The organism is Halomonas sp. TH-94 (genome assembly GCF_057473365.1).
Map to the genome: position 1 here is coordinate 147,141 of NZ_JBYCKL010000010.1, position 24,089 is coordinate 171,229.

20 protein-coding genes are annotated in these 24,089 nt (G+C 63.7%); 5 read left to right on the plus strand and 15 right to left on the minus strand.

The window, feature by feature from the left end; translation table 11 throughout:
* Positions 1–20 precede the first annotated feature (20 nt).
* The 3 genes from rraA to acnB form a co-directional block, all read right to left on the minus strand.
* Positions 21–509, minus strand: a complete 489-nt coding sequence (gene rraA, locus AC2VNO_RS02065; RefSeq protein WP_486932575.1) for a ribonuclease E activity regulator RraA — start codon at positions 507–509, stop codon at positions 21–23.
* Positions 510–643: 134 nt separating this feature from the next.
* Positions 644–1,252, minus strand: coding sequence for a porin family protein (locus tag AC2VNO_RS02070; protein WP_486932576.1), 609 nt, complete (start codon positions 1,250–1,252; stop codon positions 644–646).
* A 299-nt stretch (positions 1,253–1,551) separates the two neighbouring features.
* Complete coding sequence (acnB, locus tag AC2VNO_RS02075; protein WP_486932577.1) at positions 1,552–4,155, minus strand: bifunctional aconitate hydratase 2/2-methylisocitrate dehydratase; 2,604 nt, start codon at positions 4,153–4,155, stop codon at positions 1,552–1,554.
* Between the two features lie 251 nt (positions 4,156–4,406).
* On the opposite strand from acnB, the gene AC2VNO_RS02080 reads away from it, so the two are divergent.
* From AC2VNO_RS02080 to AC2VNO_RS02090, 3 genes are read left to right on the plus strand one after another with little or no spacing between them, the layout of a single operon-like run.
* Positions 4,407–4,847: a DUF1289 domain-containing protein gene (locus tag AC2VNO_RS02080; RefSeq protein WP_486932578.1), complete on the plus strand. Its 441-nt coding sequence runs from the start codon at positions 4,407–4,409 to the stop codon at positions 4,845–4,847.
* Positions 4,848–4,879: 32 nt separating this feature from the next.
* Positions 4,880–5,515 (plus strand): MiaE family protein, encoded by a 636-nt coding sequence (locus AC2VNO_RS02085; protein WP_486932579.1) that lies wholly within the window; start codon positions 4,880–4,882, stop codon positions 5,513–5,515.
* A 30-nt stretch (positions 5,516–5,545) separates the two neighbouring features.
* Complete coding sequence (locus AC2VNO_RS02090; protein ID WP_486932580.1) at positions 5,546–9,481, plus strand: ATP-binding protein; 3,936 nt, start codon at positions 5,546–5,548, stop codon at positions 9,479–9,481.
* Positions 9,482–9,483: 2 nt separating this feature from the next.
* Here the strand turns inward: AC2VNO_RS02090 and AC2VNO_RS02095 are convergent, their stop codons facing one another.
* Genes AC2VNO_RS02095 through queC form a run of 4 tightly spaced genes read right to left on the minus strand, consistent with a single transcriptional unit; the run spans position 9,484 to position 12,030 of the window.
* Complete coding sequence (locus tag AC2VNO_RS02095) at positions 9,484–9,786, minus strand: YkgJ family cysteine cluster protein (protein WP_486932581.1); 303 nt, start codon at positions 9,784–9,786, stop codon at positions 9,484–9,486.
* Positions 9,771–10,628 carry a 6-carboxytetrahydropterin synthase gene (locus AC2VNO_RS02100; protein ID WP_486932582.1) on the minus strand — a complete coding sequence of 286 codons (858 nt, stop codon included), beginning with the start codon at positions 10,626–10,628 and terminating at the stop codon, positions 9,771–9,773. Before AC2VNO_RS02100 ends, AC2VNO_RS02095 begins: the two co-directional genes overlap by 16 nt.
* Positions 10,628–11,272, minus strand: coding sequence for a 7-carboxy-7-deazaguanine synthase (gene queE / locus AC2VNO_RS02105; protein WP_486932583.1), 645 nt, complete (start codon positions 11,270–11,272; stop codon positions 10,628–10,630). Before queE ends, AC2VNO_RS02100 begins: the two co-directional genes overlap by 1 nt.
* Entirely contained in the window at positions 11,272–12,030 is a 759-nt protein-coding gene (gene queC, locus AC2VNO_RS02110; RefSeq protein WP_486932584.1) for a 7-cyano-7-deazaguanine synthase QueC, read from the minus strand. Before queC ends, queE begins: the two co-directional genes overlap by 1 nt.
* A 231-nt stretch (positions 12,031–12,261) precedes the next feature.
* Between queC and trhP the strand changes: the two genes are divergently transcribed.
* Positions 12,262–13,677, plus strand: coding sequence for a prephenate-dependent tRNA uridine(34) hydroxylase TrhP (gene trhP / locus AC2VNO_RS02115; RefSeq protein WP_228577022.1), 1,416 nt, complete (start codon positions 12,262–12,264; stop codon positions 13,675–13,677).
* Positions 13,678–13,824: 147 nt separating this feature from the next.
* Here trhP and AC2VNO_RS02120 read toward each other — a convergent pair whose 3' ends face one another.
* The 6 genes from AC2VNO_RS02120 to AC2VNO_RS02145 all read right to left on the minus strand — a co-directional run bounded on the left by AC2VNO_RS02120 (position 13,825) and on the right by AC2VNO_RS02145 (position 21,305).
* Positions 13,825–15,345 carry a GGDEF domain-containing protein gene (locus AC2VNO_RS02120; protein ID WP_228576893.1) on the minus strand — a complete coding sequence of 507 codons (1,521 nt, stop codon included), beginning with the start codon at positions 15,343–15,345 and terminating at the stop codon, positions 13,825–13,827.
* A 117-nt stretch (positions 15,346–15,462) separates the two neighbouring features.
* The gene (locus AC2VNO_RS02125) at positions 15,463–15,699 is read right to left on the minus strand and encodes a DUF2789 domain-containing protein (RefSeq protein WP_228576895.1); all 237 of its coding nucleotides are present in this window, start codon (positions 15,697–15,699) and stop codon (positions 15,463–15,465) included.
* A gap of 89 nt (positions 15,700–15,788) precedes the next feature.
* Entirely contained in the window at positions 15,789–16,841 is a 1,053-nt protein-coding gene (locus tag AC2VNO_RS02130) for an asparaginase (RefSeq protein ID WP_486932585.1), read from the minus strand.
* Between the two features lie 100 nt (positions 16,842–16,941).
* Complete coding sequence (locus tag AC2VNO_RS02135; protein WP_486932586.1) at positions 16,942–18,150, minus strand: efflux RND transporter periplasmic adaptor subunit; 1,209 nt, start codon at positions 18,148–18,150, stop codon at positions 16,942–16,944.
* Between the two features lie 31 nt (positions 18,151–18,181).
* On the minus strand, positions 18,182–20,545 hold the full coding sequence (locus AC2VNO_RS02140; protein WP_486932587.1) for an ABC transporter permease: 2,364 nt from the start codon (positions 20,543–20,545) through the stop codon (positions 18,182–18,184).
* A gap of 13 nt (positions 20,546–20,558) precedes the next feature.
* Complete coding sequence (locus tag AC2VNO_RS02145) at positions 20,559–21,305, minus strand: ABC transporter ATP-binding protein (protein WP_486932588.1); 747 nt, start codon at positions 21,303–21,305, stop codon at positions 20,559–20,561.
* Positions 21,306–21,403: 98 nt separating this feature from the next.
* Between AC2VNO_RS02145 and AC2VNO_RS02150 the strand changes: the two genes are divergently transcribed.
* Positions 21,404–22,291 carry a DMT family transporter gene (locus AC2VNO_RS02150; RefSeq protein ID WP_486932589.1) on the plus strand — a complete coding sequence of 296 codons (888 nt, stop codon included), beginning with the start codon at positions 21,404–21,406 and terminating at the stop codon, positions 22,289–22,291.
* Between the two features lie 3 nt (positions 22,292–22,294).
* Here AC2VNO_RS02150 and AC2VNO_RS02155 read toward each other — a convergent pair whose 3' ends face one another.
* Together AC2VNO_RS02155 and AC2VNO_RS02160 are read right to left on the minus strand one after the other, a co-directional pair.
* Positions 22,295–23,509: an MFS transporter gene (locus AC2VNO_RS02155; RefSeq protein ID WP_486932590.1), complete on the minus strand. Its 1,215-nt coding sequence runs from the start codon at positions 23,507–23,509 to the stop codon at positions 22,295–22,297.
* Positions 23,499–24,047 (minus strand): hypothetical protein, encoded by a 549-nt coding sequence (locus AC2VNO_RS02160; protein ID WP_486932591.1) that lies wholly within the window; start codon positions 24,045–24,047, stop codon positions 23,499–23,501. Before AC2VNO_RS02160 ends, AC2VNO_RS02155 begins: the two co-directional genes overlap by 11 nt.
* Positions 24,048–24,089 lie beyond the last annotated feature (42 nt).

The window sequence follows — 24,089 nt, forward strand, 5'->3', positions numbered from 1 at the left end:
CGGTAGGCAAGAGGGTTGGATCAGGCATCCAGCGTAAGGCGCTCTTCGGCGATAACGATGCCGTTGTTGTCCGCGTAGAGCCATTGACCGGGGCGCAGGGTGGCACCGGCAAAGGTGACTGCGACGTCGCGACTGCCTTCGCCGCGCTTCTCGCTCTTACGGGGATGAGCGCCCAAGGCATGGACGCCCAAATCGGTTTCGGCCAGCACGTCGACATCGCGCACGCAGCCGTACATCACGACGCCGGACCAGCCGTTCTCCACGGCCATTTCGGCCAGCATGTCGCCCAGCATGGCGCAGCGGTGCGAGCCGCCGGCATCGACCACCAGTACGGCCCCTTCGCCGGGCTCGCCCAGAGCCTGCTTGACCAGGGAGTTGTCCTCGAAGCACTTGACGGTACGGATCGGCCCACAGAAGGCCTCACGACCACCGAAGCTGACGAAGAGGGGATCGAGTACCTGAACCTCCGGGTGGGCATCGCAGATGTCAGGTGTGATGATGGCGCTCATCGAATTTAGGCTCCTTGCCCGAGTGTGATGTCCTTGGATGATGCCATAGCGCAAGGTGATCGACCTTCATCGATTCGTCGCAGCATCACCGATGCCGGGCAGTATCCGGCATCGGTGATGCAGAGAGCCTCGAGCTAGAAGCGCAGGCCCACCGACGCAGTAAAGGTGTCGATGGTGTAGTCACTGTCGAAATCGTAGCGCTCGTATTCGGCGCGGATGAGGATTGGATTGAAGTTGAACTGAGCCCCTACGCCGTAGACCGGATCGAAGCCATCGTTGTCCTGCAGCTCCAGCTCGGCGTCGCCAAGATTGCCACGCACCTCGGTTTCCCAACTGGCGGCGCCTATCTTGGCATAAGGCGAGAACCAGGTGGTGATCGGTAACTGGCCGACCACGCTGGCCCCGTAGGCAGTGGACTCGAGATCCGTGCTGACACCGTCGTTTCCGCGCAGGCGCACGCGACCCAGGTCGGCGTAGAAGGCTTCGACTGCCAGGTAGCGATTGATCTGGTAGCCGGCGAAACCCTTCCATACGTTGCTGTCGTCGTCGATGCTGAAGTTGCGACCTCCGGTTTCAATGAAGTTGTCGACTTCGTCGCGGTCGTTCTCCAGTGAGCTGAACCCGGTGCCCAGCCCCAGATAGGCGTAGCGTTCATGTGGCTGACCGGTCTGTGCCTGTGCGCTGGTGGCAACGAGCAAGGAAGCGGCAGCCAACGATACGGCGAGGAGCGTTGTATTTGACATGTTCTAACTCCTTGAATGTCCCATGTTGTCCCTAGTTCTTGCGTGGCTGCCCAGCGTCCCGACCGGTCGCGCACGAAGACTTCTTAAATCTAGTCTGGCATGAGAGAGCCAACAAGATGGGGCGAGCAAAAACGTAGCGAAGCGTCACGACAGGGGGCATAAGTGCTTGGACGATTAGAAAATAAAAAAAAGCGCCCTCCGGAGAGGGCGCTTCGTTCATCGGCTCCGGCACCTGTTGTCAGGCGCCATCGATGTTGCGAGCATCGGAGACGAACTTGATTTCATCAAAACTCAGGATATCAGGCTTCCTGGGCGACCGGAATCACGTTGGAAGCGGCGTTCTGATATTCCTCGATCTCATGGAAGTTCATGTAACGATAGATCTCTCCGGCCATGGCGTCGAATTCTCCCATGTAACGCTGGTACTCCTCGACGCTCGGCAGGCGACCTTCCACCGCGGCCACCGCCGCCAGTTCCGCCGATGCCAGGTAGACGTTGGCACCGTCACCCAGGCGATTGGGGAAGTTGCGGGTAGAGGTGGACACCACGGTGCTCTTGGCGGCAACGCGGGCCTGGTTGCCCATGCACAGCGAGCAGCCCGGCATTTCCATGCGCGCGCCGGCGCGCCCGTAGATGCCGTAGTAGCCCTCTTCGGTGAGCTGGTGCTGGTCCATCTTGGTCGGCGGTGCCAGCCACAGGCGGGTCTTCAGGCTACCGGCCGGCTGCTTCTCGAGCAGTTTGCCGGCGGCGCGGAAGTGGCCGATGTTGGTCATGCACGAACCGATGAACACCTCGTCGATCTTTTCACCGGCCACTTCGGAAAGCAGGCGGGCATCGTCGGGATCGTTCGGCGCGCAGAGTACCGGCTCCTTGAGGTCGGCCAGGTCGATCTCGATCACCTCGGCGTACTCGGCGTCCTTGTCGGCACGCATCAGGCTGGGGTTTGCCAGCCACTCTTCCATGCCCTGGATGCGGCGCTCGATGGTGCGGCGGTCGCCGTAGCCGTTGGAAATCATCCACTTGAGCAGGGTGATGTTGGACTTCAGGTACTCGGCGACGCTCTCCTCACCCAGGGTGATGGTACAGCCCGCGGCGCTGCGCTCAGCGGAGGCGTCGGAGAGTTCGAAGGCCTGCTCGACGGTGAGGTCCTCGAGACCTTCGATCTCCAGCACGCGGCCGGAGAAGGCGTTCTTCTTGCCGGCCTTGGCGACGGTCAGCAGGCCCTGCTTGATGGCGTAGTAAGGAATGGCGTGGACCAGGTCACGCAGGGTGACACCAGGCTGCCGCTTGCCCTTGAAGCGCACCAGTACCGATTCCGGCATGTCCAGCGGCATTACGCCGGTGGCGGCGGCAAAGGCCACCAGGCCCGAACCGGCCGGGAAGGAGATGCCCAGCGGGAAGCGGGTGTGGGAGTCACCGCCGGTGCCGACGGTGTCGGGCAGCAGCATGCGGTTCAGCCAGCTGTGGATGATGCCGTCGCCCGGACGCAGGGAGACGCCGCCGCGGTTCATGATGAAGTCGGGCAGGGTGTGGTGGGTTTCCACGTCGACCGGCTTCGGATAAGCGGCGGTGTGACAGAACGACTGCATGACCAGGTCGGCCTGGAAGCCGAGGCAGGCGAGGTCCTTGAGCTCGTCGCGGGTCATCGGGCCGGTGGTGTCCTGAGAGCCCACGGTGCTCATCTTAGGCTCGCAGTACATGCCCGGGCGCACGCCTTCCATGCCGCAGGCCTTGCCGACCATCTTCTGCGCCAGGGTGAAGCCCTTGCCGGTGTCCTTGGGCTGCTCGGGCAGGCGGAACACGTCGGACTGGGGCAGCCCCAGGGACTCCCGCGCCTTGCCGGTCAGGCCGCGACCGATGATCAGCGGAATACGGCCGCCGGCGCGTACTTCGTCGAGAATCACCTGAGTCTTGAGCTCGAAGGTGGAGACCACGTCGTCGGTGCCGTGCTTGCACACCTTGCCTTCATAGGGGTAGACGTCGATCACGTCGCCCATCTCGAGCTTGGACACATCCATTTCGACGGGCAGGGCGCCGGCATCTTCCATGGTGTTGAAGAAGATCGGGGCGATCTTGCCGCCGAAGCAGAAGCCGCCGGCACGCTTGTTGGGCACGTTGGGAATGTCGTCACCAAAGAACCACAGCACCGAGTTGGTGGCCGACTTGCGCGAGGAGCCGGTACCGACCACGTCGCCGACGTAGGCAACCGGGAAGCCCTTGGCCTTCACTTCCTCGATCTGCTTGAGCGGGCCGGTGGTGCCCGGTACTTCGGGCACGATGCCCTCGCGCTCGTTCTTGAGCATGGCGTTGGCATGCAGCGGAATGTCGGGGCGCGACCAGGCGTCCGGCGCGGGAGAGAGGTCGTCGGTATTGGTTTCGCCCGGCACCTTGAAGACGGTGAGGGTGATCTTGTCAGCCAGTGCCGGCTTGGACAGGAACCACTCGGCCTCGGCCCAGGACTGCATGACATCCTTGGCCACGGCATTGCCGGCCTTGGCACGCTCTTCCACGTCATGGAAGGCGTCGAACATCAGCAGGGTGTGCTTGAGCTGCTCACCGACTTCCTTGGCCAGCTCGCTGTCATCCAGCAGCTCGACCAGGGTAGCGATGTTGTAGCCGCCCTGCATGGTACCCAGCAGCTTGACGGCATGGGTCTTGTCCACCAGTGGGGACTGTGCCTCGCCCTTGGCGATGGCCGTCAGGAAGCCGGCCTTGACGTAGGCGGCCTCGTCGACGCCCGGCGGAACGCGGTTGGTCAGCAGGTCGAGGATGAACTCCTCTTCGCCGGCCGGCGGGCTCTTCAGCAGCTCGACCAGGGCGGAAACCTGTTCGGCATTCAGGGGCTTCGGCGGGACGCCCTCGGCGGCGCGTTCTTCGACATGTTGGCGATAGGCTTCAAGCACGTTGGGGCCCTCATCTGGTGTGTTGCCCAAGGCCGTTCGATTCGCCATAAAATCGGCGAAATGACTGCCCTGGCGGGGGGAAACAACCGTAGTCACTGGGTGGCGAGATTCTACGGGAAACTGTCGACAATGTTAAGTTGACCCCGCAAGGGCCGGCCTAGACTTTGGTCGCCGCATTGTTGCCCAACTACAACGTGCCACTCGGGGCAGGGCGCGTTACCATGGCACCGTTGAATAATGGGGAGAGCGGGATGTGTGCGCGTATCGTCTCACCCTGTGTGGGGCTCTGCTCGACGACGCTGGGCGATGCGATTTGCCGCGGATGCCAGCGGACGGATACCGAGATCAACGAATGGATGGCGTTGTCGGCGCACCAGCGGCATGAGCGTATGGCACAGCTCGATGCCTTGCGCGAGCGGGTGGCGGGTCAGTTTCTGCGAGTCGTCGATGAAGCCTGTCTGGAAGCCCAGTTGTGCCGTTATCGCATCCGTTTTCGTCCTGAACAGCCACCCTTGTCGCGGGCGGTGGAGCTGCTGAGGGTGGGGCGCGATCGTATTCGCGAACTGCCTCGCTATGGCCTGGAACCTCGTGAATGCGCTGTCGGACTGAGTGCCGCCGAACTCCACGACCAGCTGAGTCACCTGTTGCTGGAGGCGGCGAGCGAGCGCAGACCCGCCGCCGCCCGATCCTAGAATCGTAAGACCCGAAATGCCGAGCCTTAACCATGTCCGAGACTCTCGAAGCGCCCACCCACGATGTCGAGCTGCCGCCGAGCCTGCTCGCCTTTCTTGCCTGTCCTACGCCCGATGCCTGGATCGAGTGGGCGCTGAAGAACCCTGAACTGCTGCTGATCGATCACGCCCAGTGCGAAAAGAAGGCCGCCTCTACCGCGATGAGCCTGCTCTATCGCTACGTCGACCAGCCGCTGCTGCTGACCAAGATGTCGCAGTTGGCGCGTGAGGAGCTGCTGCACTTCGAGCAGGTGGTCAGGTTGATGGAGACGAGAGGGATCGAATACCGCCATTTGAGCGCTTCACGCTACGCGGAAGGGTTACGTCGCCACGTTCGCCCTCAAGAACCGGAGCGGCTGGTCGATATTCTCATCATAGGTGCCTTCATCGAAGCCAGAAGCTGTGAGCGTTTCGCCAGGCTGATCCCGCATCTGGACCCCGAGCTGGCTCGATTCTATCGCAGTCTGGTCAAATCGGAGGGTAGGCATTTTGAAGACTATCTCATGCTGGCGAGTCATCTAGCGGAAAGCCCCATTGACAAGAGGGTGGATTTCTTTGCCGAATGCGAAGCACAACTAATAGTCACGCCGGACACGGCGTTTCGTTTCCATAGTGGCGTGCCGGCCTGACGCCGCCACTTTGCCATGCAGGGTTCCGTCATGCAGGATGCTTCAGAAATGGTGCACAACAGTGAATGCGACCACCTGGCGTTGTTCGGCCAGTTCTCGCTGGCGCTGGGTGATGATGTACTGACCCAGTTCAGCTACGACAAGGTCAAGGCACTGTTGGTCTATCTTCTCTTGCACCACCAGCCGGTCAACCGGGCCAGCCTGGCGGAGCTGCTGTGGCCCGATCAGGGGCTCTCTTCCGGTCGCACCAACCTTCGTCATGCACTCCACTGTCTGCGCCAGTCGCTGGGTGAAGAAGCCGAGCGTGTGCTGGTCGTGTCACGGCAAACCATTGCCTTCCGGCGCCCCGAACGGTGGCGCTTCGACCTGCACGAGCTGCAGCAGCTGCTGGAAAGCACGCGCGACGTGGAAACGCTCGAGCGTCTGCTTTTCCACTACCGCGGCGATCTGGTCGAAGAGTTGCAGCTACCGGCCTGCACCGAATTCCAGCGTTGGCTGGTGCAGTTGCGCAACGAATGGCGCCAGCGTGTGATTCGTTTCGCCGAGGGGGTGCTCGAACTCAACGACGACGTGCCCGATGTGCTGCTGCAGACCCTGGTCAGTCGTTTCTCCGGCTACGGCCCCTTCCATGAGCGGCTGGTGCGCCAGCTTGCCGAGCAAGGCCAGCTGGCGGCGGCGCATGAGCAGTACAACGCCTACCTGCAGCTGCTGGCGCTTTCCGGCCAGCAGCCCGAACCCAATTTTCTCCAGCTGGCTCGCTATTGGTCGGACGGCGCCCCCGATCTGCAAAGTCTGTCTCCCCAGGGAGCCTTCTCTCGCACGCTGGCTGCCGGGAGTTCGCCGCTGCGCGAAGACGAGATAGAACAGCGCCAGCTCTCGGTGATGGCGATTCGGCTGCGGGTTAAGGGTGAGTTCTCGGCTCGCGACGAGACCCGCGCCTGCCTGGCGTTGCAGATCGAACTCATGCGCTGGCTGGAGCAGCAGTGCCATCACCTGGGCGGTTTCTGGCTGCCCGGAGCTACCGGTGGGCTGGGGCTGGCCTGTTTCGGTACCCATGGCCCGGCACACCAGCTTGCCGAGCTGGTGGCCCTCTATGAACATTGCCGTCGGGTGCTGCCGGACGAAGTCAGCCGCCACTGGAGCGGTGAGGACGAACCGCCTCGCATCGAGCTGGCAGCCGGCCTGAACAGCGGACGCGTCGTCTATCTGCCGGAACGTCAGCTGGTCGACCCGTTGGGGCAGGTGACCCAGGGTTCGCTGGAGCTGATGAGCGCCGCAGAAGGCAGCGAACTGGTCATTTCCCAGGAAGCCAGCCAGCACATGCCGCCGGCGCTCGACCTGCAGCCGCGTCTCTCGTCGCGGCTGGTGGCGAGCGACGGCCGGGTGCGTCTGCGTGCCCTGGTACTGGGCCACAACGAAGGCGGCCGTGACGCCATGCCGCCAAGTCTGGTAGGTCGCGAATCGTCACTTCGCGTTTTGCGCGATGCTTTGGCACGGGCCGGTATCGGCCTGCGTCAGAGCGTCCTGGTGCGTGGCGCTTCAGGCATGGGCAAGTCTGCCCTGATGGTCGGTTTTCGCCAGCTCGAACTGAGTCGCGATGCCGCCATCTGCTGGCAGCCCACCACCCGCCTGTCGGTACTGGAGCCCTATGGTGTAGCGCGTACGCTGCTGCGCTGGCATCTCGACGGCAAACTCGATCAGCCGGCGCTGGAAGCCCTGGTCGCGCACATCGACCTGACCCTGGCTCCGGAGCAGCTCGTGCTGTTGGAGGAAGCGCTGGGGGTGCGTGAGTCTCCGGAAGTCGCCCAGTTGGCCAAGAGCGGTGAGGCTGCCGATCTCGTGGTGGCCTTGCTGTGTCGGCTCATCGAGCGCCAGGCCATCGAGCGCACCCAGGTATTGATGGTCGACGACCTGCAGTGGCTCGACGAGCCCTCCTTCCGCGTACTTTCCGGCCTTCAGGCGCGCTTGCCGATCAATTGCGCCTTCCTGCTGGTGGCCAGCCACCATGGGCGTGAGGCGCTGCCCACGCGGCTGCACTGGGACCAGCAGGTCACCCTGGGTCATCTCGATGCCATGCAGTCGTCGCGGCTGCTGTCGCAGTTGGCCAGGCGCTACCGGCTGCACTTAAGCCCGCGGCTGCGTGGTCAGATCATCGAACGCTGCGATGGCGTACCTCTCTACATGCAGGAGATCTGTCGCCGCCTGGAGATGGATCGCCGCGAAGGGCGCATCGTGCATCTCGACGAGTTGCCTCGGGGCCTGCTGGGGCTGCTCGCCGGTCGTATCGATCAGCTCGATGGCGACCGTGAAGTGGCCCACGTCGCCGCGGTACTGGGGCGGCGCTTCCGGCTGGACTTCCTGGCCGAGTGCAGTGGCTGGGACATGTCCCAGCTAAATCGTGCGCTGGAACAGATGCGTCGGCTCGAGATCATCGAGTCCGCCGGGGGAGAGGGCGGCTGCCGTGAGTATCAGTTCTCTCATCAGCTATTGCAGGAAGCCGCTTACCTTTCCTGCCCACGCGACGTGCGTGTGCGCATTCACCGCCAGGTCGTCAGCCTCATCGAGGAGCGGTTCCCGATGTGGATCGGCAGGCACCCGGGCGACTTCGCCACGCATCTGCGTCGCAGCGGGCACTATGCCCGCGGGGCGCGCTACTTCGAGCTGGCGGCGCGCGAGGCGCTCAAGGTCAGCGCCAACCGAACCGCGCTCAAGATGGCCGATTTCGGCCTAGCCAGCCTGCGTCACGTGGAAAACCAGGCCGAGCGTGAGATCAGCTTGCTTACCGTGCGCGGCCAGGCGGCCTTCGCTCTGGAAGGTCATGGTTCGTCGACCGCCCATGAAAGTTTCGTGCGCGCCCGCGAGCTGCTGGTTCAGCACGAGGGGTGTCAAGCCGAGGATGCCGAGGACCTGGAGCAGGCCTTCCTGGTGAAGTGGGGCTTGTGGGTTGGCTGCAGCCAGCGCCACGCCCACGCGGATGCCTTCTCGTTGGCGGCCAGCCTGGCCACCATCGCCGGACGCCTGGAAGATCCGCGATACCAGCGCCTGGCCGATTACGCTCGGGCCAACTGTGAGTACTGGGCAGGGCGCATTCGCCAGGCCTACGAACATCTCGACGAAATCGCTCCGCTCGAGCAGCCGATGATGATCGAGTGGCTGCCGTTCTCCGAACATCCGCAAGTGGCGGCTGCCTGTTTCCAGGGCTGGGCCATCTGCCTGCGCGGTGACTACCAGCGAGCCGAGCTGCAGGTCGAGTCGGCCATTCGCCTGGCCGAACGCATCGGGCATCCCGGGTCGCTAGCCATGGCCCTGCTTTTTGCCGCGGCCCTTTACCGCCAGCTTGGCCACGTGCACCTGGCGGAGCGCCGTGCCGAGCAGGCCGTCGCCTTGACCGAGACGCCGGACCTGCATCTGTGGCAGGTGTCGGCGCAGGGCGTACTGGGCTGGCGTCGAGCGCTTTCGGGCGATCGGGATGGCCTTGCGATGATGGAACTGGCGCAGGAGGAGCTGGGCGAGATAACCGGCCGCGACCGCTACCATCGCCCCAGTCTCTGGTACAGCGATGCCTGTCTGGCCCTCGATGAATACAGTCGGGCCGAGGACTATCTCGATCAGTGCCTGATGATCGCTCGTGAACGCAGCACACTGTTCGTATCGGAGCTGGCGCTGCAGCTGGCTCGCGTGCGTGACCGCCTGGAGCGCCCTCGCGAGGAGGTGAAGCTGCTGGTCGAACAGGCACTGGAGTGCGCTCGACTGCATGAAAATCGCCATCAGGAGCTTTGTGCGCTGGAGGCGTGGCTGACGCTGATCGATAGCCGTGACGAGACGGTGCGTGAACAGTTCCGGACGCTGTTGGACAGTATCAGCCACAGCGATGCCCCGGTGCTGATCCGCTGGCGGACGCTCCTCGAACGGCAACTGCCCCAGGCGAGCGGCAGGTCAGGGCGGGTGGTGCTCGGCAGCGACTGACCTCAGCTCGAGGTTTCCTCCTCGAGCAGGGCGATCCGCTGCAGTGCCTGGCTGCGCTCCTCGCCGCATAGATCGCTATCGAAAGCGAAACTGGTGCAAACCAGGGGGCGGCGGGGGTCTTGAAAGAGCCGGCACAAGTTGGCTTCGTCGAGCTGTACGCAGCGAACGCCTGCCGGCTTGCCGTAGGGCATGCCGGGTATCGGCGAGCTGATCGAGGGAGCGATGCAGCAGGCACCGCACCCGGCACGGCAGCCAGTTTGTACGCTTGCCATCCGCTCGGTACCGCTTCCTAGGCTGGCTTGCATGGCTTGGCCTCGGCAATGGCGCCCTTGTCGATTCCTTCGAACGCTTGTACCCGCGTGGCAATCCCCGTTTCCTCGACGATCTGACGTGCCAGCCACTCGGCGATATGCTCGACCGTTGTCGGCAGGGGAAGCACGATGCAGCGTTCCAGCGGCAGGCGCAGTTGGAAACGGCCCTGCTCGGCACGGTAGCGCGTGGTCAGGCTGCGGCGAAACTCCGGTTCGGGCCGACTGAGGATATCCGCCTTGTCGACCAGGTAGCGATCGTTCAACTGCTCGGCCCAGTGGGCTTCCAGCGCCGGGCAGCGCTCTCCTCGCTGCCAGATATGCAGCCGTGAACGATGGCCATGGGCAATGCGCTGACAGTTGCCGTTGTGATGCCTGAGGCCGTGACTATAGGTGTAGACCGCTCCGTCTATTACCTCCGGACGCAGGCGTAGACGAATGGCGCTGACACGTGGCGGAGGTCGTTTCATCATCTCCCGCGCGAGATGGTCGGCCAGTCGTTCGGGGTCGACCTGCTGCCACGGCAACAGCGTAAAAGCTTGTCGCGGGGCGCGGACTTCCATGGCGTAGGGCAGCGAGGCGCGAACGCAGATGCCCTCGCTGCACTCGCTGATGTCGATGCCCAGCGCGCGGGTCGGAATCAGCAGCGTATGATCGACGCTGGCGTCCAGGCGCGACTTGATCCACGGTTTGACGTGGCCGAAGTCGAACAGCATTCCATCCTCACCGAGCTCGCCATCGAGTTCGGCATCGACGAACCAGCTCAAACCGATCAGACCGCGTTGCGGACACCACAAGGAGGCGTCCAGCTGCGTCAGGCGGTTGACGAAAAGCGTCATCAATCGATCCCCGTGATCTTGTGGGTCTGCAGCGACAGTCGCCACTGTGGATGAGCCAGGCAGTAGGCGAGGGTGGCTCCCAGATGCAGGGTCGTGTCCCCTGAGGGGGCCGTATCCATGGGCTGCAGGAAGAAGTGGCGAAAGGTCAGCTCATGGAAGCGCTCGGGTGGCGCCTCAGCCTGGGGGTAGACGAGCTTGAGTTCATCGCCGGACGTGAGCGCGAGAGGGGCGCTACCCTTGGGGCTGACGCACAGCCAGTCGATTCCATCCGGGGCGGGCAGGGTACCGTTGGTCTCGACCGCCACCTCGAATCCACGCCCTTGCATGGCCGCGATCAGTGCGGCATCGAGCTGCAGCAGCGGCTCGCCGCCGGTGAACACCACATAGGGCGTTGCCACGCCGCTCTCGCTGGGCCAAAGCGCCGCCAGATGCTCTGCCAGGGCCGCGGCCGAGGCGAAGCGGCCCCCGTGCTGGCCATCGGTACCAATGAAGTCGGTGTCACAAAAGCGACAGACGGCAGTGGCACGATCCGTCTCTCGGCCCGACCAGAGGTTGCAACCGCTGAAGCGGCAGAACACACTGGCGCGCCCCGTTCGTGCTCCCTCCCCCTGAAGGGAGTAGAAGGCTTCCTTGACGTGATACATCAGCCGTCACCTCTCGCTGAAGCGTCGCTGTCGGGCTGCCGTGCGGCGGTTTCGGGACGCGTTATGGCAGCGGCATCGGGCTGCTGAGAGTAGTAGCCAAGAGGATCGGTCACGCCGTTGGCGGCAAAGGCCGCCAAGCGTTCACGGCAGCTCCCACAGCGGCCGCAGGCCAACGCCTCGCCACGATAGCAGGTCCAGGTATCGGCATAGTCGAGCCCCATGGCCAGGCCATCGGCGAGAATCTCAGCCTTGCTGGAGCGCAGGTACGGCGCATGAATCTCGACCGGGGCGAAGTTGGCGATGGCTGCCACCGCCCCCATGGCCTCGACGAACTCGGGACGGCAATCGGGATAAAGCACGTGATCGCCGCCGTGTGCGCCATAGTCGACCCGGCCGGCGCCGATGTTGACCGCCTTGGCGATGGCCAGCGAAAGCAGGATCATGTTGCGGTTCGGCACCACCGTGGCCGTGAGATTGTCCTCGCCGTAGTCACCTTCCGGCATGTCGCGGCCGGCGTCGGTCAGCGCCGAGTTGTCGATCAGGCCGTGGATGGCACGTATATCGATGAGCTGATGCGGCACACCCAGCTTTGCGCAGACGCTGGCGGCTACCTGTAGCTCACGGGCATGGCGCTGGCCGTAGTCGAAGGAGAGCGCGTGAACGTCGCGGCCCTGTTGAAGGGCGCGATGCAGAACGGTGTAGGAGTCCATGCCACCGGAGTAGATCACTACGGCGGTATTGGAGGAAGCATTGGGCATAGTCAGGCTCTGAGTCGGAGAATTTATCACTCCCGCCATGGCGGTGCGCCGGGATCCGGTCCGGCGCGCGTCAGTCTACCGGTTGGGAGGAACGCTGGCCAGGCCCCGTGGCAGTTGCTAGACTTTCGGCCCCTCTTGCCCGCAACTGGGCACGGCCTGACAAAATCAGCCGAGCGCTGACGCTGATCAGGAAGTGCCGAGCATGCCATCGTCCTGAAAACGGTGACCGACATGAAAGCTCCCGAACTGCTCTCCCCGGCGGGGACGTTCAAGAACATGCGCTATGCCTTTGCCTATGGCGCCGATGCCGTCTATGCCGGCCAGCCGCGCTATTCGCTGCGCGTGCGCAACAACGATTTCAAGATCGACAATCTGCACCGTGGAATCGCCTACGCTCACGAGCGCGGCAAGCAGTTCTACGTGGCCTCCAACATCGCGCCGCACAACAGCAAGCTCAAGACCTACCTGCGCGACATGGAGCCGGTGATCGAAGCTCGCCCCGATGCACTGATCATGTCCGACCCGGGCCTGATCATGATGGTTCGCGACCGCTGGCCTGATCAGGTGATCCACCTTTCGGTACAGTCCAACGTGGTCAACTGGGCCGCGGCGAAGTTCTGGCACCGTCAGGGCGTCAGTCGCATCATCCTGTCGCGGGAGCTGTCGCTCGAGGAAATTGCCGAAATCCGTGCCGAGTGCCCGGAGCTGGAGATCGAAACCTTCGTTCACGGTGCGCTGTGCATCGCCTATTCGGGGCGCTGTCTGCTGTCGGGATACTTCAATCATCGCGATCCCAACCAGGGCACCTGCACCAACGCCTGCCGCTGGCAGTACAACACCGTGGCCGCGGCTCAGGACGAGACCGGCGATCTGGTGCCGGCCAATTCGGCTGCTGCGCACGCGGCCAGCGGCGTCTGGACGCCCGGTCAAGGCGGCCTGATCGCCTCCGGTGGCGGCAGTGCCACCTACAGCACGGCCACGGCCGGCGGCGTGGAAGGTCAGGACGAGCTCTCGGCGCTGATCGAGGACGCCACGCGGCCAGGCGAGCTGATGCCGATCTTCGAGGATGAGCACGGCACCTACATCATGAATTCCAAGGACCTGCGCGCCGTGCAGCACGTCCCCCGCCTGGCCGAGATGGGCGTGACCTCGCTCAAGATCGAGGGGCGCACCAAGTCGCACTATTACGTGGCGCGTACCGCCCAGGTCTACCGTCGCGCCATCGACGATGCCGTGGCCGGGCGCCCCTTCGACATGCGCCTGATGGACGAGCTCGACAACCTGGCCAATCGCGGTTACACCGAAGGCTTCTATCGTCGCCACGTCCACGACGAGTACCAGAACTACGAGCGTGGCAACTCGGTCGGCGTGCATCAGCAGTTCGTCGGGGAAGTGATCGGCTACGACCCGGATCGCGGCATGCTGGAAGTGGACGTCAAGAACCGCTTCGAGGCGGGTGACGGCATGGAGCTGATGCTCCCCGGGGGCAATCGGCGCTTCGTCCTCGAGTCGATCGAGAACAAGCATGGCGAATCGGTACAGGTCGCTCCCGGCTCGGGTCACGTGGTACGTATCCCCGTACCGGGCGAGGCCATTGCCCCGGAGCGCATCGAATTCGCCTTGCTGATGCGCGACCTGCCGGGCTAGCCGGCCTCGTTGGGTATCACGCTGCCGCTACGAAATGAGCGTATCGGTGCGAAATGAGAGAGGGCGGCCATCTGGCCGCCCTCTCTCTATCTGCTATCCGCAATCCACAATCCGCAATCCGCATACGCTCGTTCAGGGGATGCGTACTCAGGAGGCATCTGGGTCCTCGTAGTGGCCCACCCCGTCCCGGCCGTCATGCTTGACGCTGTACATGGCCTTGTCGGCGGCGTCGACCAAGGCCGCTGCGCTTTCGAAGGCGCCGTCATCAAGATCGACGATGCCGATGGAGGCGGTCACATGGAGCGGGTTGCCGCCGGCCTGGGCCAGAGGCTGGCTGGCCAGATAAACCCGAATTCGCTCGGCGAGCAGACCGGCCTGCTCCCTGTGGGTATTGGGCATGATCACCAGGAACTCTTCGCCGCCGTAGCGACCGGCGATATCGCTTTCGCGCACCATATTGTTGAGCGCTGCGGCAAAGTGGATCAGTACTTCGTCGCCGAAACGGTGGCCAAAGCGATCGTTGATGCGCTTGAAATGGTCCAGGTCGATAAACATCACCGACAGCGGCTGGCGTGCCCGCTTGGCACAGTCGAAGTGCTGCTCGAGCCGCTTTTCCAGCCAGGGGCGGTTGGCCAGCTGAGTGAGATGGTCGGTACGGTGCTGCTCGTCCAGCACCACGTGGCTTGCATGCAGTGCCTCCAGTTCGCGCTGCTGCTCGGCCAGTCGAATCGTCATGCGCAGGTTCTGCTCGAACAGCAGCTCCTTGGCCTCGGCCAGCAGATGGGTGCTGTCGATGGCCGGTGGGCAGGTGATCTCGAACAAGCGGGCCAGCGATGGGAGCCGATGCTGAAGCTCCTGCATGACGGTCATCAGCATGACGATGTCGAGTGACGCCAGCGAGGCGAGCTGGCGCAGCAGGGCGCTGAAAGCGGTGGCGGAATCGGCAGCCAGCCAGCAGTCGGCAATGCGACAGGAGAGCCGCAGGCATAACTTGCGTGGATCACCGTCGGCGAGGTCGCCATGGCTTTCAATGATGCCTGCCGCTATGGAAGATGGCACTCCCCAGCTGGCGGCAAGCCAGGCGCCGACCAGGGCATGGTCGCAGCCGTAGCGCTGGGTTTCCACCTCGGACAAGCGCTGGTGCTGACGCAGCTCGGGAATGCCGGCGGTGTAGGCATCTCCGTCCAGGGCTTCGAATGCGAGAATGCCGATATCCTGCAGCAGGGCCGTGGTGAACAGCTGCGAGGCTTCGTTAGGGCAGAGGTGCTCGGCCAGCTCCTGCGCAGCCGAGGCCGCGATGATGGCGCGCTGGCAAAGGTATTCATGATCGATTCCCTTGCTGACAGCGTGCCGGGGAAGACCGAAGCTGAGCGCTATCGACAGGGTGGCGTCCAGCCCGATGCGCGAAACCGCGTCGAGGCCGTTGGAAACCGGATTGCCGCCACGCACGTAGAAGGCGCTGTTGGCCATCGAAAGCAGGCGCAGGGTGAGGGCGGGGTCCTGCTCGATGATACGGGAATAATCGGTGAGCCTGGGCTCGGGTGAGCGCGCGATGGCGATCACCCGAGCGGCAGCCGCCGGCAGGCTGGGCAGGCTGCGGCAATCGGCAAGCCGCAAGCGCAGGCTTTCGGGCAAGGGTGGCAGATTCAGGTTGGCGGGCTCTGTCATGCCAGAGAGTTCCGCAGTCGATATCCTATCGATCGGCATACTTTTCCCCGCCTAAGCTTAGTCTGATTGTTTCGCGCCTAGCCTAGCAGAACGGAAGTAGTACGAGCGTTTGAGATGCTACCCCTTCCTCAACGATGTATCGAGGTGATCGACGACTTCGGCCCAATCGGCATCTTCTTCCAGCGCCCCTTCGAGGAAGGCCGCCTGGGAGCGATTCCAGAACGGTGCCTCGTAGATCGCCATCGTCGGCGGAAGCGGGGCATGCTGTTCGATGAAAGCCTTGATCGAAGCGTCGTCGGCGGCCAGGCCGAGCTGCTCGAAAAGCTCGCTGAAGGGGTGCACGTGATGCTCCATGTGGCAGCTCCTGCTATTTTCGATAGTTACGTTAACCGTAGCCTGATAGCGGCTCGATGCCAATGGTCAGCCCGGTGCACCGGGCTCGCTCAGCGTTCTCCCACCAGCGGTGTAAGAAACAGGCGGCGACGTTCCTGTTCGTCCAGCGGCAGCGCCAACAGGTGGACCAGTTTGGCCAGGGCGGCCTCGGGTGTCATGTCGTCGGCAGAAAGTACACCGGCCTCGACGAGCCCCTGGCCCGCCGCATAGTGGCCGGGGGCAATGCTGCCATGCGGGCACTGGCTGATGGCGGCGACCAGCTTGCCTTCGCCACTGGCCTTGGCCAGCACGCCGACCAGTTCGGGATCCGAGGGAATGTTGCCACCGCCCCACACTTCGAGGAGCGCACCACGCACCCTGGTGTCACCCAGCCAGGCCGCCACCTGCCAGGCCTGAATGCCGGGCCACAGCACGAGACGGACAACCCCGCCGCTGGCCAGTGGCGAGTAGTCGGGCAGCTCGAAGCGGGGGGCGCCACGCTGCTGGGTTTCCAGGCAGCGCCCCGGATAGAGCACGATGTCATCGCCGACGCGTTCACCCAGCAACGGATAGTTGGGGCTCGCGAAGGCGTCGTCGTTTTCGCTGTGGATCTTGCGCGCGCGTACGCCACGCAGCAGGCGCCCAGCGAATGCAACGCTGACTTCCTGCAGCTCCGGCCGAGCGGCGTACCGCAGTGCCAGTTCGATGTTGTCGAGAGCATCGCTGCCTTCGGCTTCGAGAGGGCGCATGGCGCCGGTGACCACCACCGGGCGATCCAGCCCCTGCAGCTGATAGGCCAGGCTGGCGGCACTCCAGGCCAGGGTATCGGTGCCATGCAGAACGACGATACCCGAATGCTGGCCAAGCCTATCGGCGATGGTGGCAGCCAGATGCTGCCAGTCGTGGGGCGTGGCGGCGCTCGAGTCGATGGGCTCGGCGACCGCTTGGACCACGAACTCCGGCAGGCGACTGCGCCGACTCGGCGGCAGGCTGTCGAGAGTGCGCCGGAGCCGGGCCTCGATATCGCCGGCCGGTGCCAGGCCCGTTGCACTGGGGATCATGCCCAGGGTGCCACCGGTATAGAGCACCAGTACGGGACGGTCGGCGAAAGGGGGGGCAATCATGGCAGCTCCTGGCTCTGGCTCCTGGTTCCTGCATGCGGCGCCCCCGTGGGGACGCCACAAGGCACACGAACCATGATGATACCCAGAGTTGCGACCGATCTCACTCGTCAGGTCTTACCCTGACCCCGGCACTGATCCTGTTCCCGGGGTGAGTGATCACGATTTCACCCTCGTCGAGTCCCGCCACGACCTGCGAGACGAGACCGTGACGTCGGCCAATTTCCACGCTGCGCAGTGCGGCTCGGCCCTCCTCCATCACGAACACCGACCACTCTCCCTGATGCCGAAACAGAGCGCTGGTGGGGATCTGCATGACATCGTCGGCCTGCCAGACGAGGAACTCCACATCGACACGGTAACCGCTGCCGATGCCCAGCGAGCCACGTTCGATTTCACCATCGAAATCGACGATCACCGGTACGCGCTGCTCGTCAACGCCAAGCGCTGACGTGCGGGTGAAACCGGAGGGTGCGATTCGCCTGACGCTGCCGATCAGTGGCTCGCCGCCCCAGCCGGTGATCCGGGTTTGCATGCCCGGACGTAACCTCACCGCATCCATCGAGAGCAGATCGACCTGAATTTCCAGATCGTCAAGACTGCCGATTTCAAGAATCGGTTCGCCGGCACTGACGCTGCCCTCGCAGCAGCGATAGCGGCTCAACACCAGGCCGGATACCGGAGCGCGTACCTGCAGGATGGGCTGGTCTGCCTCGCTGCGCTGACCGCTGGTCACGGCAAGCAACGCTCGAGCGCTTTCGACTTCGAAACGTGCCACCTCGACACCGGAAGCCGCAGAATTCTCCAGCGCTCTAAGTCGGTCGCGCTGGTTCTGGCGCTGCTCCAGCTCGGCGGTTGAGACGAGGTTACGTTGATGCAGTTGCTGATAGCGCTGGTATTCGGCTTCGGCGAAACGCCGGTCGGCGCGGGCCGTCTCGAGGTTGGCCCGAGCTGCCTCGAAGCGGGCCTGGGCCGCCTGCAGGTTGTCTTCGGCCTGCTGGCGGCTACGCGCATCCAGCGCCGGTGCCGGGCTCGGTTCCAGCTGAAACAAGGTTTGGCCCTCCTCGACGTTGTCACCCACTTCGAGCATGACACGTTGCAGATAGCCGGCGATGGGTGCCGAAACGTTCCAGGTATCGCGCAGTCGGGTTCGTCCCTCCTCTACGACAGAATCTGAGAAGGAGCCGCGAGTGACTTGCGCGACATTTACCGGCACCGGCGTGGGACGCAGCGCCCAGAACAGCATGCCGATCAAGCCCACCCCCAGCGCGATCCAACTCAGGTGGCGGATCCATGTGCGGCGCTGTTTCATTGTTTATCCCCCGTGCATGGTGATCGTGGCGTCACTCAACGGCCTTCAATACCCGAATTTTGTCGAGCCGACCGAGGCGCCGGTAGACCAGGATCCCGACCAGCAGTGAGGCGATCAGGACGCCACCGGCAGCGATACCGAAGGTCTGAGGCGTGAACACCAGCGGTATGCGAAAAAGGTCGTGGCTGAAGGCGTGATGCAGCAAGCGGCTGAAGAAGATGCCGATGGCCCACCCCAGAGGAATGGCCATGAAGGTGAGCAGAGCAATCTCACCGAGCAGTATTCTTGCCACTTCTGCGCGGGTATAGCCGAGCACCTGTAGCGTTGCCAGCTCCCTGGCGCGTTCGGCAAAGGCGATACGGGCATTGTTGTAAACCACGCCGAAAGCGATGGAGGAGGCGATGGCGACGAATATCACGGCTACCATCAGCAGCGTCTCGTCCATGTACTCACGAATGCCTTGCTCGGCTTCGGTCAGTACGCCGATGGAGGCGACGCCCGGCAGTTCCCACAATGCGGCGTGCAGATCGGTTGTGCGGGCTTGATCTACCAGCAGCCAAGCACCGCTGACCATGGGGTCTTCATGCATCAAGGCATTGAGAGCGTCGCGCTCCAGGTAGGCGCCAACGCCCAGCGGCTCATCTACTACCGCGGTCAGCGGCAGGTTGAAACGATGGCGGCGCCCCTCCATCACGGCAATCTCGATTTCGTCACCTGGCCTCAAGCCCAGGGTCTCGGCAAGATGGCGTGTCAGCATGACTCCGGACTCAGGCAGACGCTGGGGCTGTCCGTGCCCATCCAGCACCTGGCGTAGACCCGGCACAGGTTCCATGCCCAGCAGGCTGGTGCGGTACTGGCGGTGCTCATGGATGAGGTTCACCGGCACTCGCCGCCAGGTCTCCACGGCGAGCACGCCGGGAAGGTGGCGCAGCTCACCCGCAGCAAGCGCCGGCGTCGCCTCGTTGAAGATCAGCTCCATGTCCATTTGCAGCACCTGACGGTACTGCTGGTCGATCATCTTGTCCACTGCCGCCAACTGGTAGGCACCGATCATGAGCAGCCCCGCCGAGAGAGCAATTCCCATCACGGAAAAACCGGCCTTGGCCGGATGTCGGGCCAGGTTACGCAGTACGATCCGACCTTCATTACCTATCCATGCCGCCGGCACCAGGGTTTCCAGCCAGCTGCGACGAAAGCGGTGGGGCGCGGGTGGGCGCATCGCCTCCGCAGGTGGGCGGTCAACGGCGCGCCACACCGCGTGCCAGGTGCCGACCAGGGCGGCGAATAGCGTGGCCCCAAGCGAAAGGGCCAGTGCCCAAAGAGGCACACCGAAACGCATCTCGGGAAAGCGGAAGTATTCCCGGTATACACCCGCCAGGCCGCTGGCGGCCCATACCCCCAGCAACGCTCCCAGCGACCACCCCAGCAATACGATCATCAGGGCCAGCAGGCCGTAATGGCGCGCAAGTTCCACGTTGCGATAACCGAATGCCTTGAGCACTGCCAGCTGCTCTCGCTGGGTCTGAATGATTCGCCCCATGACCACATGGAGGAGAAAGGCCGATACCGTAAGGAAGATGGCAGGTAGAACGGTGGCGGTGATGCGCTGCTGATTCAACTCTTCCTCGATGAAGCGGTGGGACTGCTGATCGTGGCGGGTCTGAGCGCCAATGGCGCCGTAGCGTTCCAACGTCAGATCAATAGCATCGATGACCTCTGCTTCGCTGGCACCTGCCTGAAGCGTCAGGGTCAAGCTGTTGAACGCCCCTTCCATACCGTAGGCTCGTGACAGGGCGCGCTGATTCATCCACAGCACGGCATAGCGGCGGTAGTCCGGCATCAGATCGGTAGGGGCGACCTGGTAGAGAAATTCTGGATTTAGCGCAATGCCGGCCAGCGTCAGCGGGGTGTGGCGACCGTTGACGATGGCCTCCAGCTGATCGCCAGGTGCCAGACCATGAGCTTCGGCAAAGGCGTCCGATACCACCACCTGGTCGTCACGTCCGGCTTCCGGCAAGCTGCCTGCCAGCAGATGAAGCTGGTTGAGCAGCGGCTGGCGGCCGTCGGGTAGAGACAGCAGCTGCCCACGTATGGGGTCGGTGACGGTGGGAAGGGACAGCCTCACCGAGGCGCGAATGCGGGGTTCGACGAGGTTGACGCCCTCGAGCTGCTGCAACTGGCTTACCAGCCCCAAGGGGGCGCGCTTGACCTCGGCAAAGACCTCGGCGAAGTGATGGCTGGCATAGAAGCGGTCGCGGGCGCCGCTCAGCGACTCAAATGTCGTCACGGCAAGGATCAGAGTCATGACACCACTGGCGATGACCAGGGCTATGGCCAGGGCCTGACCCCTGAGGCGCCACAGATCACGGAACAGTTTGCGGTCGAGTGTCTGCATGGGCGCGTCGCCGTTACCAGCGCAGCGCTTGCGGCTGGCGTCGCTGGGGATTGACGTGCCAGTGATCGACACGCCCGTCGCGCAAACGAACGATGCGGTCGGCCATCTCACCGATGACTTCGTTATGAGTGATGATAGCTACCGTGGTGCCGGTCTCTCGATTGATCTGCTCGAGAACTTCCAATACGCGAATGCCGGTCTGGAAGTCCAGCGCCCCGGTAGGTTCATCGCAAAGCAGCACATCTGGCTGCTTGGCCACTGCCCTGGCGATGGCGACGCGCTGCTGCTCCCCACCCGAGAGCTGCGAAGGGAAGTGGTCTAGGCGGTGCTCCAGGCCGACCAGGCCAAGCGCCTCTTCCGGCGTCAGCGGGTCTCGGCTGATATCGGTGACGATAGCGACATTCTCCCGAGCGGTGAGGCTCGAGATCAGGTTGTAGAACTGAAACACGAAGCCGACGTGGTGACGGCGAAAACGCGTCAGCTGCCGTTGGCTGGCGCTCGCCAAGTCCAGTGGTGGAGTTGATGTTGAGTGATGGTGACGCGGGTAGTAGAAGAGCGAACCCTCGCTGGGGCAGTCGAGGCCGCCAAGAATGTTGAGCAGGGTCGACTTGCCCGATCCCGACGCGCCGAGCATGACCACCAACTCCCCGGCATGGAGGTCGATATCGACGCCGCTCAGCGCGGTGATGGTAATCTCGCCCATCTGGTAGAAGCGCTTCAGCCCGCGCGCGCTGAACACCACCTCAGCTGTCTCGTCCATGGTTTCCCTGCGTGAGAGAATGGCCCGCTGACGACAGGCTAGCAGGCAGGTAGCGGCTGTGGTCTTGACGGGAATCAACGAAAGTTCGAGGTAAGACGATGTCTCGGCCGTTATCGCATTGGCTATTGTTGGTGGCTCTGGCCGTCGTATGGGGCAGCTCGTTTGGTTTGACCCGGGTTGCCGTGGCGGAGCTGACGCCGGCCATGCTGGTGGCCGGGCGCAACATGATTGCCGCCTGCGGCCTGTTGCTGCTGGTTCTGATGCTGCGCCGCGCCTTTCCCCATGGGCGAAGGGTTTGGGGCTACATGCTGGTCATTGCCGTGGTCGGCAACATGCTGCCGTTCCTGCTCATCAGCTGGGGGCAGCAGCGTATCGACAGCGGGCTGGCGGGTATTCTGATGGCGGTAATGCCACTGCTTACGCTGGTTCTGGCGCACTTTCATGTGCCCGGCGAGCGCATGGTGCCTCAGCGACTGGTCGGCTTCTTGATCGGCTTCGCCGGCATTCTGACGCTGATTGGACCGACAGCGCTGCGCGATCTGGGAGGGCGTGGGGAGCTGCTGCTGGCACAGCTGGCTGTATTGGGCGGGGCGGTCTGCTACGCCGTCAATGCCATCGTCTCGCGACACAAGCCGGCAAGCGATCCTTGGTCCACCTCTGCGCTGGTCCTGAGCATGGCATGGCTTCTGACACTGCCGCTGGCCATGGTCACCTGGCCCGTCGAGGCGACAGCCATACCCGCTCTGTCCCCAGCGGCCCTTTGGGCCGTCGCGGTGCTCGGTCTGGTCTGTACCGCCCTGGGCAGCGTCATCTATTTCAGTCTGGTAGCGGCAGCCGGACCTACCTTCCTGTCGATGATCAACTACCTGATTCCGCTCTGGGCGGTGTTGATGGGTACGCTCTTTCTGAACGAGCGACTCGAGTGGAATCAGTTGCTGGCGATGGCCCTGATCCTGGGCGGAGTGGCCTGGTCCCAGCGGCGCTAGCATTCAGCGTGTGATCAGACGTCCGCTGGCATCGACATCCAGGCGCAGGTTACGCCCGGCCAGCAGGGCGAAGCCGGCCGCCACCGCGACGATTGCAAGCAGCACGCTGGTCATGGTGATCATGCTGACCTCGAACTGCAGCAGCACGCCGACCGCCAGCGGGCCCATGGCGGCCAGCGTATAGCCACCTCCTTGGGCCAGGCCGGAGAGCTTGCCGGCCAGGCGGGAGTTGGCCGTACGCAGCACGATCAGCGTCAGCGCCAGGCTGAAGCTGCCGCCCTGGCCCAGCCCCAGCAGCACGACGCCTGGCCAGCGCCAGCTCTCGTCGGCCTGGAGCAAAAGCCACAGCCCCGCGCCGATACATCCCAGCACCAGCAGCAATGCCGGGCGCTGATCGCGGCTGAAGCGTGCCAACCAGGGCGCCCCCAGGGCCGAAATCAGCTGCACCATCACCGAAGCGCCCATCATCCAGCCGGCTTCCGCCTCGCTGTAGCCGCGGGTCTGGAGCAGGGTCGGCAGCCAGCCGAATACGATGTAGGCCAGCGACGACTGAGTTCCCATCAACACCATCACCTGCCATGCCAGCGGCTGACCGAGCAGCTCGCGCATGCTGCCGCCGGAAGCTGCAGTGGCTATGGGGCGTGGCGTTCGTGGCATCAAGACGAGCCAGGCAACCAGCGCCATGAGGGCAAGCAGCCCCCAGCTCATCAAGCTCAGACGCCAGCCACCCAGCAGGTCTGCCAGCGGTATGCTCAAGCCGGCCCCAAGGGCACCGCCAAGACATAGGGCCATGGTATAGACCCCGGTCATGAGGTCCGCGCCGCCGGGTAGTTCGCGTTTCACCAAGGCCGGCAGCAGGGTGCCGGCAATACCGATGGCAGCGCCGGCCATCAGGGTGCCGACGAACAGCAGCGGCAGGGCGGGAGCACCGCGAAGCAGCAGACCGACGATCAGTACACCGAGTGCCAGAGACAGGGTGGTTTCGGCGCCAACGCGTTTGGCAAGCCAAGGCGCAAGGGGGGCGAAGATACCCAGACAGAGCACCGGTAGCGTCGTCAGAGCACCGATAGCCAGCGGACTCAGGCCGGTTTCGGCCTTGAGGCGAACCAGCAGCGGCGCGAGTGAAGAGAGGGCCGGTCTCAGGTTGAGGCCGACCAACACCATCAGAAAAAGGAACAGAGCGATACGTCGCGAATCGGGGCTGGCTTCAGTCGTCATGGTCCCGCCACTTGTCGCTACTCCTGCGGCGAGGTTGATCGCCGCTGGATAGCTCTTCACCGCGTCGCGCGATCAAGGGGTGTTCATTGACGCCGTGTGGGTCGAAATTGACCCGGGTAGGATCGCCAGTCCCTTGCAGTTGACGACGAATGTCGGAGACATCCTCGACGCTGACCAGCTGTTCTTGCTGGTTCACGACCTGGCGCTGAGGGCTCAAAGGCCCATCGTAGGTCCAGCAGCGCTGGGGTACCTGAGCGACATACCAGCTGCGTCCGTTCCAGTGCGCATAGCCCTGGTCATCCAACTGCAGCGCCTCGAGCGGAATCAGGGCGGCAAACAGTCTGGCGTTGAGGACCAGTCCGCCATTGACCATGTTGACGGCCCCTTCGTAGTGGCCGTCATGGAGGTCTTGCAGGACGATGCTTCGCTTGGCTCGGGGCTCGACGCTGCCTTGGCCGCAAAGGTGCAGCAGGTTGTCATCGATCTGCTTGATGACCCAGACCGGAATGGGTTGCTTTCCGGTCAGCCACTTGAGCATGTTCGAGTCTCCTTGCAACACCAGGCGAATTGTATATTCAGC